The organism is Bacillus sp. CZDM1 (assembly GCF_055502545.1).
Map to the genome: position 1 here is coordinate 90,017 of NZ_JBUESO010000011.1, position 19,395 is coordinate 109,411.

The 19,395-nt window shown below is 38.4% G+C and carries 12 protein-coding genes; 1 reads left to right on the plus strand and 11 read right to left on the minus strand.

The annotated features are described in order from the left end of the window. Window positions 1–61: 61 nt before the first annotated feature. From ACY3XC_RS22070 to ACY3XC_RS22080, 3 genes are all read right to left on the minus strand, one after another. Complete coding sequence (locus ACY3XC_RS22070; RefSeq protein ID WP_464870473.1) at window positions 62–1,330, minus strand: anaerobic sulfatase maturase; 1,269 nt, start codon at window positions 1,328–1,330, stop codon at window positions 62–64. A 64-nt stretch (window positions 1,331–1,394) separates the two neighbouring features. Continuing rightward, the gene (locus ACY3XC_RS22075) at window positions 1,395–2,774 is read right to left on the minus strand and encodes a sulfatase (RefSeq protein ID WP_464870474.1); all 1,380 of its coding nucleotides are present in this window, start codon (window positions 2,772–2,774) and stop codon (window positions 1,395–1,397) included. A 167-nt stretch (window positions 2,775–2,941) separates the two neighbouring features. Continuing rightward, window positions 2,942–4,525, minus strand: coding sequence for an extracellular solute-binding protein (locus ACY3XC_RS22080; RefSeq protein ID WP_464870475.1), 1,584 nt, complete (start codon window positions 4,523–4,525; stop codon window positions 2,942–2,944). Window positions 4,526–4,745: 220 nt separating this feature from the next. Here ACY3XC_RS22080 and ACY3XC_RS22085 point away from each other — a divergent pair, with 220 nt between their 5' ends. After that, on the plus strand, window positions 4,746–6,968 hold the full coding sequence (locus ACY3XC_RS22085) for a helix-turn-helix domain-containing protein (RefSeq protein ID WP_464870476.1): 2,223 nt from the start codon (window positions 4,746–4,748) through the stop codon (window positions 6,966–6,968). Between the two features lie 37 nt (window positions 6,969–7,005). Here ACY3XC_RS22085 and ACY3XC_RS22090 read toward each other — a convergent pair whose 3' ends face one another. The 8 genes from ACY3XC_RS22090 to ACY3XC_RS22125 all read right to left on the minus strand — a co-directional run bounded on the left by ACY3XC_RS22090 (window position 7,006) and on the right by ACY3XC_RS22125 (window position 19,391). Next, window positions 7,006–8,064, minus strand: a complete 1,059-nt coding sequence (locus tag ACY3XC_RS22090) for a Gfo/Idh/MocA family protein (protein WP_464870477.1) — start codon at window positions 8,062–8,064, stop codon at window positions 7,006–7,008. A gap of 80 nt (window positions 8,065–8,144) precedes the next feature. Continuing rightward, on the minus strand, window positions 8,145–9,122 hold the full coding sequence (locus ACY3XC_RS22095; protein ID WP_464870478.1) for a carbohydrate ABC transporter permease: 978 nt from the start codon (window positions 9,120–9,122) through the stop codon (window positions 8,145–8,147). 12 nt (window positions 9,123–9,134) lie between these two features. Continuing rightward, window positions 9,135–10,004, minus strand: coding sequence for a carbohydrate ABC transporter permease (locus tag ACY3XC_RS22100; protein ID WP_256988993.1), 870 nt, complete (start codon window positions 10,002–10,004; stop codon window positions 9,135–9,137). A gap of 1 nt (window position 10,005) precedes the next feature. Beyond that, entirely contained in the window at window positions 10,006–12,282 is a 2,277-nt protein-coding gene (locus ACY3XC_RS22105; protein WP_464870479.1) for a DUF5696 domain-containing protein, read from the minus strand. After that, window positions 12,282–14,432, minus strand: a complete 2,151-nt coding sequence (locus tag ACY3XC_RS22110) for a YIP1 family protein (protein ID WP_464870481.1) — start codon at window positions 14,430–14,432, stop codon at window positions 12,282–12,284. The genes ACY3XC_RS22105 and ACY3XC_RS22110 overlap by 1 nt, the downstream gene beginning before the upstream one ends. 26 nt (window positions 14,433–14,458) lie before the next feature. Beyond that, entirely contained in the window at window positions 14,459–15,376 is a 918-nt protein-coding gene (locus tag ACY3XC_RS22115; protein WP_464870482.1) for a carbohydrate ABC transporter permease, read from the minus strand. Between the two features lie 3 nt (window positions 15,377–15,379). After that, the gene (locus ACY3XC_RS22120) at window positions 15,380–16,312 is read right to left on the minus strand and encodes a carbohydrate ABC transporter permease (protein ID WP_464870526.1); all 933 of its coding nucleotides are present in this window, start codon (window positions 16,310–16,312) and stop codon (window positions 15,380–15,382) included. Between the two features lie 91 nt (window positions 16,313–16,403). Beyond that, window positions 16,404–19,391 (minus strand): extracellular solute-binding protein, encoded by a 2,988-nt coding sequence (locus ACY3XC_RS22125; protein ID WP_464870483.1) that lies wholly within the window; start codon window positions 19,389–19,391, stop codon window positions 16,404–16,406. Between the last annotated feature and the right edge of the window lie 4 nt (window positions 19,392–19,395).

The following is a 19,395-nucleotide window of genomic DNA, read 5'->3' on the forward strand; positions in this document are numbered from 1 at the left end:
AATCTTCTTAAATTTGATTGGAATCTTACAGAGCCCCTAATCCTATTTCTGTATTGATATCCTACTTCAAACAAGCGCTTTCTAAGTCAACACAGCATTGTTTGAATTTTTTTCCGCTGCCGCACGGACAAGGATCATTTCGCAATGGCGGCTTTCCTTTAAAATAACGAGCGACATTCTCCTGAAACAAACGTGCTCTTACTTTGTCTCCTAGCGGCTTCATTCGTTCATCTGCATAGCTGTAAACTTGCTTATAACTGGAGCAAAAATAGTCAACCTCTGAGGCCGAACGATCAGCGTCCCATTTCCGATTTCGTGGACATCCGCCATGGCAGAGTTTTTTCCATTGGCAGGTTTTACAAGGGTCAGGCAGCGTTGGCTTCATTTTTAAAAAGGTATCGTATAAGGGATTCGATAAAATTTCCTCGATTGAATGAGTGGCTACATTGCCAATCTTCCAATCCGGATGGATATAAAAGTCACATGGGAAGGCATCTCCGTTTTGCTCTAAAATAATGGTTTCCGGACACTGAGCTCGGTGGATACACAACCCGGGATCCCGATTTATATAAACATTAAGTATTTCATCAAAGAATCGGATGGAAGTCCTTGGTTCCCCTTTGTTATACCAATAGTCAAAGGCTTCACAAAGGAAAGCGCCATACTCTTCTGGTGTAATTTCGTATACGCCTGGATGGTTTATCTCTTGAGAGCGAAAATCCATACAAGGAATAAACTGAAGAAAAGGGAACCCCTCTGATTCGAAGAAGCTTAATAATTCCGCTGCTTTTGTAACATTTCCTTTGTGCACAACTGTCAAAATGTTGAAATCAACTTGATGTTTCCGCAAGTGATCAATCCCGCGCATCACACGGTCAAAACTCCCTTGCCCAAGAGAGGTAACCCTGCGTGCATCGTGAATCTCCTTCGGCCCATCTAGACTGACACCAATTAAAAATTGATAGGTTTTAAAAAAATGAGCCCATTGATCATTAAGCAACGTCCCATTCGTCTGCAGGGAGTTGGAAATGATAGTATTCTTAGGTGCATGTTTAGCCTGAAGTGTCACTACCTCCTTAAAAAAATCAAGCCCGGCCAGTAAGGGTTCACCCCCCTGCCAAGCGAAGGAAGCTGCCCCTTCGGACCTCTCCATGTACTCCTTGATAAACTTTTCCAAAATTGAAGACTCAATCCGCTTAATTTTACGTCCTGGCTTCCCGCCGCATGTGCTGTAATAACAATAATCACATGCCAAATTGCAATCTTCCGAAACCGTCTTCCACATAACACTGATATTTCGATGCTCAGTCGTTAGGCAGCCCGTGCTCATTGGCATCTCCTCCTTTGGTTAGCTTAAATGGAAAGCCCTGGATAGTAATCAGGGCTTTTGAAGATTATTTTTTGAATTCCTTTGCGTGTGTTGGTCCGCCCTCATTCATCACGGTCCATAATGGGTCAACATCATAATCCATCGAAGACATCATTTCATCATGCCATTCATTAAGGATATAAACCGCTTCCTTACATATGTCGCGCCTTTCCTCGGCAAGATTTACTTGTTCATACGGATCTTCAGTTAAATGGAACAACATCTCTTTTGGGAAATTATTATGTCCATCATGATACGAGCGGATATATAACCAATCACCAAAACGAACACTTCGCTGACAAACATGGGCACATTGCGATAGAACCAAATATTCTCTACCTGCAGACTCTCCCTTTACAATACTGTCCGAATAGCTTTGTCCATCCCAGGATCCAACCTTTGGCGCTCCTAGTAAACTAGCAAGTGTTGGTGCAAGATCAAGATGATAGTGCAATCCCTCATCGACTGTTCCCTTTAACCCGTTTGGCCAGCGGAAAATCATTGGAATACGACACGTTCCTTGGTCAGCGGTTCCATGCTCAGAGTAAATGCCTAATTCCCCCATATTTTCCCCATGATCAGCGCTAATCAGGATTGCCGTATCTTCCATAACTCCTAATTCTTCTAACTTCCGCAGTACCTGTCCGACATGATCATCCATATAACGGATGGCACAATCGTAATTGTCAATGATCATTCTTAAATCGTCGTAGGCTTCAATCTGCTTGCTATGTCGAGGCCAACGGTAATAATGTGTCTTTGCAAGCTCATTCATATGGTCAATACTGTGTTGATTCACCTTCTGTTGGTGAAGCTTAAAGACCTCTTCCGTTAACCATTCAGGCATCGGTTCATTGGCAAATGGATTGCCATAATTATCAGGTGTTCTATAAGGCGTATGCGGATCCCAGAAATTCAAATGTAAAAACCAATTATCTGCATCGCCATTATCCTCAAGCCATTTAAGCGCAACAGGAAGAACTTGTTCAGCCGATTCTCCGCCGCCTCTGCCGATATTTAATACTTCATTAAAACCTGCATTGAACTTCCAAGCAGAATGTCTCTCAGCAAATGTACTAATCGTAGCGGTTTTAAAGCCAAGTTGACGCAATGAGCCTGGAAGACTTTCCCGGTTTAAACGATCGTTAAAACCGCGTCTTGGTCCTTCATGCCTCATATCAGCTGCAGTTCCGCCATGACCAACCACTCCATTATGAATCCCAAATTTTCCTGACATTAAAGCGGACCGTGATGGCAAGCAAGGTGCATCAGAACAATAATAATTGGTAAATCTCACGCCTTCCTTTGCAATCTCATCAATATTTGGCGAAGTATTGCGCTGATATCCATAGCAGCCTAAGTGATCGGGACGCAGTGAGTCTAAATCTAAATAGAGAATTCTCATTAAATAATCAACCACCCTTGATCATTAATTTTTATAGAGCATTTTACATAGAATCACTCTATATTTTCTCAAGCTTACAACTCACTATAAAAGAACGTAAATATGTGGTATTTGTTTACTTGTCTTTTGCATCACTGCAGGCTGGAAAGGCTTACAAAAATGATATATTATGATTCCGCATTTACAAATCGATCATAAGCGGTTTGATATACTTCCACCAATTGATCGACACCAAACTCCTTAATTGTCTTGACATAGAGATCCCAATTAGAAAGGGGTTCTTCTCCAGTAATAAATTTCTCTTCCATTTGTACTACATAATCATTTAAAACCGTTGTAATACCTGTAATTTGATCCAATTCTTCCGGTTTTAAAAATACTTCCGGAAATGGGACTTGGCCGTTTGCAATGATTTTCGTTTCGGTTTCCCGATAATTGAACTCCGAAAATTCATTTTTAAACGATTTCGCATATTCACTATGGGTCCAATTCGGTACATTAATTCCATAATTCGGTGTTAAGGTTCCGCGATGATTTGGCGGCAGGTCAGAAATATATTTCCGTATCGTTTTTTCCTTATCTGCCCATTTCCATATATCCCCTTCATCTAAGGAATGCAGGAAGATCGAACCCTCTGAGGAGTATGAATAATCAATCCAGCGTATGGTCGCCTCTGGGTAAGGATTGACTTTCGTAATCGCAAACTGGCCGACACTTTGACCACTGCTGATCGGAATCACAGGCTTGGTAATAGCAGGGCCTGTGACAGGCTGCATCATGGGATTTTCTAAGTTATCAGGCATTCCTAAAAAAGCCCCAGGACCCCAGTTCGCATACAGACCGACTCGATTGGAAAAACCTTTTGCATATTTTTGCTCATGAGATTGCGAGAAGGTTTCATGGTCGAGAAGTCTCTCTTCCCATAATCGATGCATAAATTCTAAATATGCTTTATACTCCGGCTGAATCGCTCCATACTTGACTTGACCGTTATAAACTCCATGATCGCTTGAAACAATGCCAAAGAACCCCATAAACCATTGGTTGATTTCCTCCATTTTCGCAGCTGTTAACGGGATTTCATCCTTTTCCCCATTCCCATTGGGATCTTCATTTTTTATTTTTTTTAATAATTCATACAATTCGTCGGACGTCTCAGGGAGTTTGGTTACATTTAAAGCTTTTAGAAACGAACCATTGTACCAAAGCGGACTTCGATACCATCGAAGTGAGCGGTCAACGGATGGCAGTGCATAAATATGACCATCAGAAGCAGTAATTGACTTTTTAATATCTGGATGTTCTTCAAATAGTTTCTGGATATTCGGTGCGTGTTTTTCAATTAAATCCTCCAGCGGAATCAGGTGTCCTTGCTTGCTGTATGTAGTAATTTCACTATTGCTTAACGATGATGCATAAAAAATATCCGGCAGCTCATTACTTGCAAAAAGGAGCTTTTTCCGGGTTTCGAAGCTTTCAAGCGGCGGAGTGTGAAAAATAAAATGAATATTCGTTTTCCTCTCCATTTCTTTGAAATACTTCATGTTCTCCCATTTCGCGACCCCGACATTGGGAGCAAACATCGTCAGCGTAATTTTCTCATCGACAATCGGGAATCCTTTTTTATTGATTTCTATTTTTGGCTTAGAAATCGTCTCGTTCTTTTGACTTTGGGCGCTTCGAGATGTGCAGGCTGATAAGACACTTAATAGAAAGAAAAAGCTCAACAATATCAAAAATCGTTTTTTCATCCTGTAAACCCTTTCATTTTAAATATATTAAAAGCACTTAAATATCAAAGATTATTCTATTAAGAATAACATACATAAATTGATAGATTTATCTCACCTTATCAAAATAATTAAAATTTTTCTATAATTCATAAATAAATTTTTAGTTTTTCTGGACTTTTCACTTAAAATATTCTTTATAATGGTAGTATCTTATTTTTGAAAGAAAGGTGAATGATTGTTGTTCAAGGTTTTTTCAAGATTGCAGCTAAAATACATACTCTCTTATATGTTAATTTTTCTAGTTCCATTTTCAACAATGGCTTTTATTTTTTATCAAAACTCTGTCAGCAGCTTACGAGAAGAAATTGAGCTTTCGAACTTGAATAATTTAAATAATATTAAAACCATAACGGATAACCGCTTAAAAGAATTGGCAAAGACAGCACATCTCATATCATTTAATCCTAAATTAACACCTAATGTAATTAGGAAAAACGAATTTCAATCAGAAGCGATTAAACAACTTAAAAAGTATAAAGAAACCAGTTCTATTATCACGGAATTACATCTTTTTTATCAAAATCAAAATTTGATTTATTCTTCAAAGGGGCTAATGTCCAGTGATATTTTTCTAAAAAACCGGATTGCTAATCAAAGCCTGACTGAAGATACGTTAGCTAGTGAGATCATGAAAATTGATTCTCCACATGTGTCCACCAGCTTAAAATTATTTTCTCATCATCCCGTATTTTTGTATCCGCTTTCCTCTGGTTCAGGAAATACTTATGGAACTTTGGTACTTGAATTGGAGGAAACCTTTTTTAAAGAGATGACTCAAAACACGCTCGGCAGCTTCGAAGGAAATGTGTTTATTTTTAACCAAAATAATGAGGAAATCGGGACGTATTCGAATAACGAAGATTCCAGTGTGAAGACTGCTGATGTTATTAAAATCGTAAACAACCAATCCGGTATCAGTGAAATCAAGATAAATAACGTGAATTACTCCATTTCAACGGTCAAATCTGAAACAAGCAGCTGGTCATTCGTTACTGTTATACCGACGGAACAGTTTTTTAGCAAAGTCTCAGAGTTCAAAACGTTTATTTTCCTAGTGATTGCCTTTATTGTGTTTGCTACTACGATCATTTCAATCTATATTTCACTAAGACAATCTAGACCAATAAAGAAGCTAATTGAATTTGTTCAAAGAAAAGATCTTGACTATCAAGTAACGAGTAAGAATGAATTCGCCAGTCTGCAGCAGTCCATCGAGAATGTCTTTAAAAGCCATGAATATTTAAATGATAAATTTGCCAAACAAGAACCGTTAATCCGTGATCAATTTCTAATCATGCTTCTCCAAGGTCAGATGAAGGCTGTAGAACATGCAAAGGAATTGTTCGAATCCTTTGATTTCAATTTTGATGATTCTTATTTTTTTGTGATGACGGCTTCCCTCCCGCAGTCACATTTAAGTGAAATAAATTTAGAAGAATTAGAGTTTAGGACCAACCAGTTGCTGGCCGATACAACGGTGTATGAAGTGGAATTAATTAATGATAATTTACTTGCTTACATAGTGAAGCGGAAAAGTGATAACCTGACTGAAAAACAGCAATTTTTAGACCGGTTTGAACAATTATTATTGGGGCTTGAACCTTCCATCATCATCGGAGTCGGAGAAACGTATAAAGGGAAGGAACAAATCAATCGTTCGTTTATTGAAGCATCGGCGGCACATGAAAGCGGGAAGCTGAAGGAAAAGCAAGGGATTACCTCCTTCATTCAACTTAAAGGATCCCAAGAATCCCTTTGGCTGCCAAAAGAGCAGCTGCTTAAATTATCTCACAGCTATAAACAAGGAAATGCTGAAATAGCGAAAGAATCGACGAAAGCTCTACTTACTTGGTTAAAGTACAATCAATCATCGATCCTGTTATTTAAGCACATGAAATACGATATTATTAACACTATCTTTAAAACCGTTACAGAAATAGACATCACCTTTAATCTTGAAAAGTTATATTACTTAACTGAAATAGAAGCTCTAGACCAGCTAGAAGAGAAACTTACAGTATTTACTGACGAAATCTGCTTTAAAATAAATAAAAACAAAGAAAATCAAAAATACGAGCTGCAATCTAATATTTTTAAATATATTGACGAGCATTATAATCAATATGATTTAAGCTTGGAGAATGTAGCTAATACATTTAACCTTTCTACCTCCTATTTAAGCCGCTTTATAAAAGAAGAAACAAGTATTACTTTTTCCCAATATGTATGGGAATTACGGCTTAATGAAGTGAAGAAACAATTAATAGAAACGAAAATGCCAGTGAAGGATATTGTTTCAGAAGTTGGCTATATCGATGTCCCGAATTTTACGAGAAAATTTAAAAGTGCCGTCGGAATTACTCCAGGTGAATATCGAAAATTAAAATCTGAAATACATTAGACAAAAGGCTGTACCCAATGGGTGCAGCCTCTTTCCTTTATTCAAAGACGATTTCTTGTTGTTTTCCAGCTGATTCGTAAATAGCAGTTAAAATTTTCATCATTTCAACGCCATCATCGATCCCGCCTATTGGCTGCTCACCAGTTAGACAGCAATTGACGAAGTGATTAATTTCATTCTGAAAGCTATCAGAAAAATGAAACCATGGGTGATCAATTTGCGGTGTGCTATTCAGAATTGTATTGTTCTCCTCATGAACAATAACAAGACTAGGGTCAATCTCCGCACCGCCTTTATCACCAAAGATAACAACACTAGATTGATCCTGTTTCGCATGAAGCGTAAAGCTGACATCAACCATTAAAGACGCACCATTCTCAAAACGGATTAATGCATTGGCTAAATCTTCAACATTATTTTCCGGAGAGTAATCAGCCGCTTTATAAAAGGAAAGGTTTTTAATATTTGTGCGGTTACCTAGCTTGTTATACGTATTAGCGCTGACAGTTTTGACCTTAGGCCGGCCCATTAAGTACCATAACAAATCGAGGACATGGACGCCAAGATCTATTAATGGACCGCCTCCGGAACGGGATTTATCAGAAAACCAGCCCCCTGGATTTCCAAATCTTCTTAAGTTTGATGCTTTCGCATAATAAATTTCACCTAATAAACCATTATCGATATACTCTTTTAAAACAGCAATACTAGAAGCATGACGACGGACATAGCCAATCATAAATTGTTTATGGTTCCGGTCCGTTGCGGCTTTAATTTCCAGCGCCTCATCATAATTAATACATAATGGTTTCTCACATAACACATGCTTTCCCGCATCTAATGCAGCGATGGAAATTTCCTTGTGTGTATTATTCCAGGTTACCACACTAATGGCATCCAGCTCTGGGTTTTTCAGCATTTCACGATAATCTGTAAAGACATTAGCAATCGAATACTTATTTGCTTTTTCGGAAGCACGTTCTTCTACCAAGTCACATATAGCGGCTAATTCCACATCAGGATTATTTTTATAGGCTTCCAGATGTGCTTCTGACAATGAGCCTGCTCCAACTACGCCAACCTTCAACTTTTTCACTTTTTTCCTCCTCTATAAAACATCATGATTTATAAATTTCTCCCAACACATCAACAAAGCACAGGATGATAGATTTGTCATTATTCCACTAGCCCTGTACGTTCCACCCCTTCTACGAAATGACGCTGAAAAATCATAAATATAAGTAATGGAGGCAAAATTGCAAGGAAGCTTGCTGCCATTTTAATCGCTCTAGCTTCGAAGGATGTAATTTGCTGGCTCTCAATAAAACTTGTTATAACTCGATCCATCTGAAGCAATTCACTGGCCAAAGGTAAACTTTTTGCATCTGCTAAAAACATTTGCGGGAAATAAGTATCATTCCACGTCCATACAAATGAAAACAGAAATACAACTAAAATTGCGGGTTTAGCTAATGGGAGCATGACCTTTAAATAGAATTTTATTGCTGTTGCCCCATCAATTTTAGCCGCTTCTTCGAGCTCCTTTGGCTGAGTGAGAAAGAATTGGCGGAAAATAATGACGAATAATGCCCCTTTTACTCCAAAGCCAAAAATAGATGGGATAATTAAGGTTAGAATCGAATTGTCCAGCCCTAAATTTCGAAATGCTACAATTGTAGGCAAAACAATCACCTGAGGAGGGATAATAAATGCCAATAACAATAGCCCAAAAACGAGTTTCTTAAACGGAAAATCCAATCGAGCCAAAGCATACCCAGCCAATCCCGTTGAAATACAATGGAAAACAGCTGCAGATAATGCCACGACAAAGCTGATTAAAAAGGACTTTGTATAATCAAGCATCTCCCACGCTTTTTCCATATGTCCAAAATAAATCTCCGTAGGAATCCAAGTAACCGTTGGATCAATGATATCCTCAGTGGTCATCAACATGTTAACCATCATTTTCAAAATAGGGTTAAGATAAATATAGGAAGTTGCAATAAAAATCGTGTATAAGAAGGCCTTGAAAAGAAGGCCCTCATTTATTTCTCTTCCAAGCACCGTATATTTAACGGACCTTAAACCTCTTGTAAGGAACGGATTGTACTTTACTTTATTCGCGGCTTTTTTTATTTCAACATTAGCATTCATGGTCTTCCCTCCTTAACCTTTTGATAATTTCTGACCTCTGTTCAACCGCATAAATATCATCATGACGATTAACAAGAATACAATAATGATAAGGAAATAAATCCATGCAAGTGCGCTGCTATATCCATAATTCCCTGTACCTATTAAATCAATGATCGGATTGAATGGGAAAGTAAACATATCGACAACGGTATAAATTAAATTCAAAAAGATAAACGGAGTCATAGCCGGCAAGGTTATTTTCCAAAAAACCTCCCATGGAGAGGCACCGTCTATCCGTGCTGATTCATAGGCTGAATTTGGGATTGTCTGACGGCCCGCCAAGAAAATCAAGATTTGTACACCCGAATACCATAATACTAATACGAAGCGATTCAATAATGTTTTAACAGGCTGGGCCCATGAACTGTTACCCAGGAAAGTATCTAAATACGCACCAATGGAAAAACGTTCTAAAAACCCTAAGCTTCCTTCTCCTTGATTAACAAACTCCGTTAAAAGATATCCAGTAGTAAAAATGACCGGAAGGAAGAAAATTGCCCGAAATAAAAAACGTCCACGTAAATTTTGATTTAATAAAATCGCAATTAGTAGTGAAAAAATCAAAATAATCGGTACCATGATGACAACTTCTTGAAAATAAGGAATTAACTCATCATAAAAGGCAGAGCTGTTAAACAAGATTTCTCGATAGTAAGCAATTCCATTAAAGTCGTATTCCATACCTGAAGGAAGAACTTTTACCTTGTGGAAGCTCATATAAAGTGAAAATCCAAGTGGAAATGCTAGAAATATCATAAATCCCAATAACCAGGGAGCTATAAATAAGCTCCCTTCTAGGTTACGGGAAACCTTTGCACTTAATCTTCGACTTCTTTGCAATTTATTCCCCTCCTTCCAGTACAACGAAATCCTCAGCACCAATTTCAATTTCATCAATCGTGAAAGGATCTTTATTGTAATTGACCAAAATGCGTTTACCATTTTCATAGATTGTTTCAAATACGCCATCCGCAATCATGCGGTGATCTGTAATAAACTGGCTTTGAACATCTCGAAGGGCATCATTAAATTGTTGATATTGTGTTGCAATCTCTTTTTCCCAATCTTTAAAGTTCGTACTATAAAAGCTGCGCATAGACCTTGATTCCAATAATTTATTCGATTGTTCATAGGTTACTAGAAATGAAGGATTGGCCCCGTATTCAATCCCCTTTAAAAAGGATTCCTTTACATTTCCACTCATATTACCGTAATCAAAGGAGTAGCCCACTAAGCCATGAAGTGCGATTTGTTCAAACGGCACGACTCTATCTACGAATAAGCCAAAGGAGTAGTCATGATCCATTTGATCAATATGACTGCTATTATTTAGCGCATAAAGGTTTCCAGATGTTACTCGAACATCCCCAAGCACTTCTTTTGTTTTGTCAAAAATATCTTGTTGAATTTCTTTTGCTTCATGCCTTGAAGCGAAATGTCGATCATTGAAATCAGTCGCAAGCATTGTGCCAATACCGGATCCGTATAAATAACCGTCTACCCCTAATTCCTTTACTTTCTCCAAATCTTTGAAAATGACATCTTTCATAAAGCGCGGACTAACAAAAGTTGTTTCCATTCCAGATCGTTTAAATTCAATAATCGAAGACCCTAAATCACGCAGGCCATCTCGGCTTTGTCGAAAACCATCTTTTCCGGTATTGTTAAAGGAATAGGTACTGGCGTCTAAGAAAACTGACATTCCTTCTGAATGAGCGTAATCAACAAAGCTCTTCATCCCGCTGTTGCCGCCTAAATCTCTTTCTACCGGGAAGTGCCCCCCATATTTTCCATAGCCGCCATTTTGCCAGCCAATATAAGTAATAGCCATATCCTTAATACCTTGCTTACTAAGGTCTTGCACAATCTGTTTTGCCTGGTCCGTTGTAGTCAATGACAAGAACGAATCTGTGATAAAGCCATTTTTTGTTCCGCCGCCCAGAATATTTAATTGCAAATCAAGATTCTTTTTATCACTTTTTATCCGCTCAAAGCCGTGATTTTCGATTAAATATTGGCGATATCGTTCAGCCAAATCCACATAATCCGGATTTTCCTTCGCAATCATATAGTAACGGATAACACGCTTCGTTCGTTGGATGTCTTCTGTGTAGGTGAAATAGCCTTCAGTCTGCTTCTTATTCGTAGGCTGAAAAACTTTAAAACGAAATAAATGTTCACCAGTTGCCCAATTATATTGGCTCATTGACTGTGATGGCGCTGATACAATACTTGAATAAGACTCACCTTTATGAATAACTCCCAATGTTGCTTGGTCACCCGCCACAATACCAAACACCGGCATCCTTATCGGAAGACTGGAAGAAAGATTCGAATTGGCTGCAAAAGCAATATCCTCGCCATATACTCTTTCACTATATAGATTAGTTGTACTTGAACGATTCTTTTTAAAGTCTACAAGTACGCCTGAGCCGTCTGGCAGAAGTATAAAGCCGTTTTCCTTTTCAGATGTTTCAGCACCAAGAAAAGGAAATAGTCTAAGTGAAACAAGCCGCGCCATTGGATCATTCATCTTCGTATCCTTTTGTTTAACATCGACAATATCTTCCGATAGAACAGTTGTCTCTACAAAATCCTTTTCTAGACGGACTTGGATTGGAATGACAAAACCAACTTTCGGAAGATTATAGGTTACTTGAAACCCGTTCTCGATCTTTTTGAAATCCACCTCTCCATTTTGACTGATAAGATTGGATTCTTTGACCATGTCTTTTCGTACGTTCATTTCCACGTATGAAAACATGAATGGTGACTGGAGGTGAGCTTTCCATGCACTAGACGTTCCCTTTTGCTCCCAGCCATCTGGATTAGGAAAAGACCTCAATACCGCATTTGTCTCTTTATTTATAACGATAAAATGACCTGTCTCCGAATCCGCTTTGAGAATAAAGCCATCGTTTTCCGCTACATCCTGAAAGGTATTTGTATCTGGCAGTGCGTTAGGTTTATCATTTTTCGAAGATTTTTGTTTTTTCAACCCTATTTCTATAGTTGGCTTATTTGCTTGCTTTACATTATTCTCAGCAAACGCAGGGATTACCCAGCATGAAAGAAGAACCGCAAGTATCAAAATTATTAAGGTTTTCCTCTTTCTCATCACATTGTCACCTCCCGATAAAGGGTTAAGAAAAAGTCAATGGTCTCTGATGAAAGACCAATCACAATAAAAACTAAAACCCATAACATAATCATTGAAAACATGGATAGTAAACTAGTAATAATCGTTTCCCCAACTGAATAATTTTGCAGCGCCTGAATCATCCAAAAAAACAATGCAGCACTCCAAATAATCATCAGCACGTTGAAAAATCCGTAGATAGAAGATTCATTTAATGACATCAGGTTTGACAGTACCGCCAATGGTATACCGAGGAGAAGCACCGGGAATAGCGCATAGGCACTGCCAACAAACACATCTTTAAACCGTGCTTGCCCTTGCTTGATTGAACCAATTAAATAATGACAAATGACCCAAGATACCCATACCGTTGTAGAAACAGTCAAAATAGAATCAATATTTATGCTGCCAACAGCCACAGGTTGGAACGTAAAGCTAGTAAAATACATTTTGACAAGTACCATAACAATAACCATTAAAAGGATGATGATAGCGCTTGTATATCCGCCCTTATTTCTGTAACGAATATCAGCAAAGCCATCCAATGGATGTCTAAGGATATAAAATGCATGTTTTAACTGTTCAAGCAGTTTTATTTCCTTCATCCATTCAAGTTTTTTTAGAACGGAATCCTTTGCCCTCTTTCGTTTGCTTCTCCGACGATATTGTACTCCTGCAATGGATGTCAGTCCTATGACAACAAAGGCATTGGCTAAATAGGTAAAGTTACTTTGGAACCAATTTAAACGAAGCTGCCAAAAGGAATCAGAGTACCCTTGGTCATCACCAGCGAGCTTATATAATTCTTTCGATTTTTCAAAATCCTCACGATAAAAGGCAGCTCGGGCAAGTCCAGTATAGGCAGGAGTAAACAGAGCGTTTTGTCTGACAATTTCACTCCAATACTTCTCACTTTCTACGTATTTGCCTTCCTGTGTCAGTATATATGCGTCTTGAACAGTTTTTCCAAATTGTGTTGGTACAAGGACCTGAACAAGATTTAACGAATCATCGAGAATGAAGATTTTGTTCTCAGAGTTTGTATCAAGTGCAACCGGGCTTTGATTAACACCTATTTGAGCTGTCCCAGAAGTACTAGGAGCACCCCAAAAAAAGAGTAATTCTCCGTTTTGGTTGAATTGTGTTACTAAAGCATTGGCTTTGTCCGCAACGGTGACAATTCCATTTTCATCAACGGTGACATCCGTAAGGTCCGTACTTACTCCGGCCTGCCCTTCTTCTTTCACTGTGGAATCTTCTCGTAAAAAGCTTACATTTACATTTTCACTAAAAGAAAAATCCTTCCATTGATTCTCACCGCGAATGTTTAATTTTTTTATTTCCTCTGACTTGTCCTTAGATACGGTATAAATATATCCATTTTTATCAATTTCGACGTTACGGATCGGATTTGGAAGTAATCGTACCTGCCTTGCTAACTGTTCTTTTGTATAAAATACTTTACGAATTCTGTCCATGAGTGACACTTCCGATACATTGGTGCCATAAAATCCATAAAAGCCTCCATCAGGATAAAATTGAATAATCCCTTGGAATGTTCCGCGCGAAACGACATAAACGAAGCCGCGTCTATCAACAATCATATTGATCGGTTCATAGACAAACTTCTGATTAATATATTTTGATTCTGGACGTAAAAACTCCTGAATCATATTTCCTTCCTTATTTAAGCGAATGACCCTCTTATTCCCTGTATCTGCGATATAAATATCCCCATTATCGGTAATAAAAACACCTGTGGGCTCTTTCAATGGGCTTTCTGGCACCGTCAGGAACCTTACAAGTTTCCCGCCCTTGTCCAAATGAACAATACGATTATTACCCGTATCGGCGATATAGATATCATCCTGTTGATCAATAAATAAATCCTGGGGCTTATTTAATGGTGAGTAAATTTTCTCTCCATTTTCATCAACCATATAGATGTCCCGAGCTATGACTCCTTCAGGTTCATAAGCTGGCTGGGTAAAGATCGTTCGTCCAAAACCATCTACACTAAACGTATCAAACGGTGTGTCTGCCTTGACCGTTAATGAAGATGATAGGAATATGGTTAACAGGCAAAGAACAACCATTATTGAATACCAATTTCTTCGGTTTTTTTTCATTGTTAAACCTCCGTTCCCCTTCTGGCTTATTTAATTCCAGAATGTGCCATTGTGGCAATAACTTTTCTCTGGAAGAATAAAAATATGATGAACTGAGGTAAAAACATGAAAAGCGCACCTGCTGCTGCAGCCCCTTGCCTCGCAACGGTATTTGCCAAATTTGCTGTAAGGGACATCATATAATATGGCAATGTTTTCATCGATTCATCTTGCATAAATAACTGTGAAGTTTCTACGTTACTCCAAGCTGATTGGAACGATATAATGCCAATCGTTGCGATGGCAGGTGTAACAATCGGCATGACGATTCGCATAAATATACCAAATTCCGATGCACCATCTAGTTTCGCTGCCTCTAATAATTCATTTGGTACTTGATCAATAAATTGTTTCATTAAAAATACGCCAACTGGCATCGCAATCACAGGCAATACATGACCCCAATAGGAATTCATGATTCCTAAATTCTGTACGACCACATATCTCGGTATTTGCAGAACCTGTGGTACAAATAGAAGTGAAATCATGATTAATGAAAAGACAAGCTTGGCACCTGGGAATGGATGTTTCGACAATGCGTATGCACAAAGTGCACTCGTGATAACCATGGCAATCGTTGCAAGTACGGTAACGACCACACTGTTAAAAATGTATCTTGAAACGGGTACAAATGCGCTTGATGTTAATGACATGAGCTCAATAAAGTTCTGAAAGGTCGGATTTTGGACAATAAATGTTGGCGGAAAGAGAAATAACTCATGTAATGGCTTAAAAGCATGGTTGAAAATGTAAACAATCGGGAGCAGCATGAAGATCGATGCTACTGTTAGAAAAAATAGGATAATATATTGTGTTCGATCCAATCTTTTTAATTCTATTAAGAAATTGGTCCATTTCCACTTGCTTTCTTTTCCAAAATTCGTGAATGCTTCTATAAATCTCATTTATTACTTCCCCTCCTTTTCTTCTAATAGAAAAAAGAAGATACGACTTAATAGGAACATCATAACCAATAGAACAACAGAAATCGCACTTGCATATCCTAACTCAAAGCGGATAAAACCATAATCATCGATATGACTAATCATTACCTGACCGGCGTAGTTGGGAGTAGGATTAGAGCCAGAAAGCTGAACACCCAGATTTCCAGCCTGTAATGTATGAATGATTGACATAACACCAGCAAATAATAATTGCGGTCTCATCATCGGAACCGTGATATACCATATTTCTTGCAATCTATTCGAAATGCCATCGATTTTCCCTGCATCGTAAAGCTCTTTATCCACATTTAACAAACCTGCCAGCATCGCTAAAAATCCGATGCCCATACTTGACCAGATGGAAACCACAATCATAATATTTAATAGCCAATCTTGATCCTGTAAGAAAATGATTGGTTCCGTAATAAATCCCCAATTTAATAGGAAACTATTAATGTAACCAGTTCGGTCTCCAGAGAACATGACTTGCCAAACTACAGTCATAGCAACACCTGCTGCCAGCGATGGGACATACATAGCTAGTGCATATCCCATACGCAAGGTGTTTGGGAGCTGTGCAATGAACCAAGCTAGAAGAAAAGCAAGGACAAAACCAACCGGACCAACAAACAATGAAAATTTAAAGGTGTTCGGCAGGACATTTTGTAAAAATACAATATCCTGTGAGAATAAGGTTTGATAATTTAACCATGCTGACCATGTCGGAAATTGGATTGAGTTAAAATAGGTAAAGCTTAAACCTATGGCCGCTAAGACAGGAATAACAATAAAAATGGTAAACAAAATCATAAATGGTGCAATAAACAAATAGGATAGGCGGTATTCCCATATATTTGCCAATGTCTTGCTCGTACGGAAAGCAACTTCATCTTTCATTCTAGTTATTTTCGTTGTTTTGATGGTACTAAGATTTCGTTTTTCAATTGGTTTTTCAATTGGTTTTTCAATTGGCTTTTCAAGCTGAATATCATTGTTCATCCTGGTTCACTCCTTCCCACGGTTCTGTAATGATTGGTACATCCAAGGGATTCAATACCTTATTATTGTTATCAATAAGATTAAACTCCGATTGCTTTCTATTTAACTCACGGCTTATCGCTTTGATGGCTTTTTCCAATTCAATCCTAGGAACTCCGCCTTCGAGGACTGTTTGGTTCCAGGCAAATTCTAATTGCCTTGTGGTCATATATCCTCCAGGGACGTTGGCAATATCCTTCACCCATTGCCATTGTTCTAAAATGGCTTGTAAATCAGGCTCCCTCCAAGGCATTTTTCTAAATGCCTGAACATTAGCTGAATTCCATCTAAATGTCTCCCCACGAAATTGTTCGAGATTTAGGCCATATTCCGTTTGAACCTCTGGCGATGAATACCACTTAATGAACTCCCATGCAAGACTCTGTTTTTCTTCAGACGTATCGTTAAACAGCATCATGCTCGTCGTGTCAACCCCCGTTCCCCCAGCCCAGCGGACATTCTCGCCTGATTCATTGATATGTCCAGGAATTGGTGCGATACCCCATGTGTCCAGAATTTCTGGGGCAGCAACGAGCAATTGCATATATTGGTTAAAATCTGCTATGCCGATAGGAAATGTTCCTTTCCGGAATTGTTGATAAAAGCTTTGAACCTGTCGATCCATTCCATGCAAATTAAAGAGATTTGTCCACTCCTCAAATGCCTGAAAAGCCTCAGGCTGGTCTAACCCTGTCTTCAATCCGTCAGCCGTATATAATTCAACATCATTTTGATAAAGCATATAGGAAAAATCTTTTGGATCGACAAAGAAATTCAGGTGATTTTGCAATAATGTCGGAAGCATATCATAGACATCTTCCCATGTTTTAGGCACCTCTAATTGAAGTTGATCCAAGATATCTTTTCGATAAAATAACACTTTAAAATTAATTGTTTCTGGAATACCGTAGGTTCCTCCATCGTAATAGTAAGGAAGCATTGTACCTGGTGCATATTGTTTCAATAATTCCTCTGCACCCGGCATGGTTGAAATATCTTTAGCTGCTCCACGAACGGCCATTTCAAATGGCATCCCGCTTGGAACACCCAAGGCAACATCTGGCATGATACCCGCAGCTTTTGCCAATATTAATAAATTCGTATCTTGTATTAAGTTCACGTTTACCTTAATACCATATTTAGGTGTAAATTGTTGGTTTGCCAGCTGTTGAAGCTCTTCTGCATAATCTCTTCCCCACATCATCCAAACATTTAATTCTTTGTCTGATTGCTGCTCTAATTGATTTTGATCAGAAAAGGAGTAGAGTAAAGAATTAAAAGTCCCATTTATTTTCTCGAACCAATTTGCCGTCATAGGAGGAAATTCTGTCTTGTCTGGAGCAATGAAAAACTTGTCTACCTGCAATGGACTATTCATTAATTCCTGCCTCTGAGTTTCCAGTTTATCTTGCAATGCGCCTATTCTTACTTGGCTATTAGGAATTTCACCGGGTTCCTCCAGCAAGAAGGAGATATCTTGAATAATTGATTCCAAGGCTTGGGAGACATTGCTTTGTTCACCATTTATCGCTAACATTTGTTTTGCTATTTTTTCAAACTGTTTCTTCATTGTTTTTAATTGGTCAAGCAATCCTGGAAGCTCTTCCTCTACATTCCAGACTCTAAACTGATCCTCTTGGTTACCTGATGCAAGCCGAAGTTCTTGTGATATCGCTCTGATTTCATTGGCTAATTCGTCCATTTGAGCAATTAGCGGAACAAACGGTTCATAGGTTGCTTCAAGTGTAAGGGTATGCTTACCTTTATCTAAATAAAAGGAATAAGGACTTCCACTTTTTTCATTAAGAATAATCTCTTGCCATCCTGTGGCATATGAAATTTGATAATTCTTCATTTCTTCAAAAGGTATTTGTCCATCAATATAAATCGTTCTGAAGGTAGATAAATTTTTCCTGAAATTTTGAAGTCCACGAAATCCAATCTTGTAGATTCCACTTTCAGGAACTTCAAATTCCCAAGTAACAGCCTGTCCGCCTTGATACCAGTTCGCGCCACCCAATGTATTAAACTTAATCATTTTAAGTGATTTCGGTGTGGTTAAAGGGTCACGGTCATATTGAACTTGAATAGAGGTGGAATTCTTCTTGTTAAACTTTTCGGCTTCAATGGTAATGAACTTCCCAGATTTTGAGGAATTTGAAGGATATGTTTCCTTTACTTCCTGATAAGTCTTGGATGATTCTGGTGATTTAATCTCAACGGATTTCAGGGCAATCGAGTCCCTTAGGACTTGTAAACGAATACTATTTTCTCCCTTTTTCAAATGAAACAATAACGGTTCAACATTTACACCCCCCGAATCGCGAAGGGCTTCAGTCTTCCACCCCGTTACTTCTTTTACAAGTGACCTAATTTGGTTCCCATTGTCATCATATTGGGGCTTCTCGTCGCGAAATTCCCTTTTTAGCTCTATGGATCGGGATTCCCTATATGGATAAGAACCATTAAGCTGGACATTAAAGATCACTGATTGCCTAGTACCTCCATCCGCTTGTAATAAGGGGGTATATTCCAACGCAATTTCATATAATCCCTCATTCTGAACATCAACAAGGTATTCCACCCAGCCCGTTGGTTTTGACCAAAGTAATACATTATCTTTTCCGCCATAAGATTCTAAAGTAACACCAGCATCAGTGGATTTATTTGAAAAGCTGCCCGCTTCTATTTGCAAATTGTCGGTCCCTTGATTTACCCCTTCACTTTCCCACTTTTGTTCCATTTCGTGGTAATAAGGCTCCAGATTCCTTTCAAATGTGCCTGTACTCGCAGTTTCCTTTGTATTCTTATTCTCATCAGCGTATACGGTCTGACTTTGATTGTTAGAAAAAGGCAACATTGTACTTATGATTAAAACGATAATTAAACCAATACATAGTAATCTCTTACTATGTGACTTCTGAATTTGTTGTGCCATCTTT

Excerpts from the sequence above, each read along its gene's own strand:
- ACY3XC_RS22075 (WP_464870474.1), bottom strand. The coding sequence starts at position 2,774 with ATGAGAATTCTCTATTTAGATTTAGACTCACTGCGTCCCGATCACTTA.
- ACY3XC_RS22125 (WP_464870483.1), bottom strand. The coding sequence starts at position 19,391 with ATGGCACAACAAATTCAGAAGTCACATAGTAAGAGATTACTATGTATT.
- ACY3XC_RS22105 (WP_464870479.1), bottom strand. The coding sequence starts at position 12,282 with ATGAGAAAGAGGAAAACCTTAATAATTTTGATACTTGCGGTTCTTCTT.
- ACY3XC_RS22115 (WP_464870482.1), bottom strand. The coding sequence starts at position 15,376 with ATGAGATTTATAGAAGCATTCACGAATTTTGGAAAAGAAAGCAAGTGG.
- ACY3XC_RS22070 (WP_464870473.1), bottom strand. The coding sequence starts at position 1,330 with ATGAGCACGGGCTGCCTAACGACTGAGCATCGAAATATCAGTGTTATG.
- ACY3XC_RS22080 (WP_464870475.1), bottom strand. The coding sequence starts at position 4,525 with ATGAAAAAACGATTTTTGATATTGTTGAGCTTTTTCTTTCTATTAAGT.
- ACY3XC_RS22110 (WP_464870481.1), bottom strand. The coding sequence starts at position 14,432 with ATGAAAAAAAACCGAAGAAATTGGTATTCAATAATGGTTGTTCTTTGC.
- ACY3XC_RS22095 (WP_464870478.1), bottom strand. The coding sequence starts at position 9,122 with ATGAATGCTAATGTTGAAATAAAAAAAGCCGCGAATAAAGTAAAGTAC.
- ACY3XC_RS22120 (WP_464870526.1), bottom strand. The coding sequence starts at position 16,312 with ATGAAAGATGAAGTTGCTTTCCGTACGAGCAAGACATTGGCAAATATA.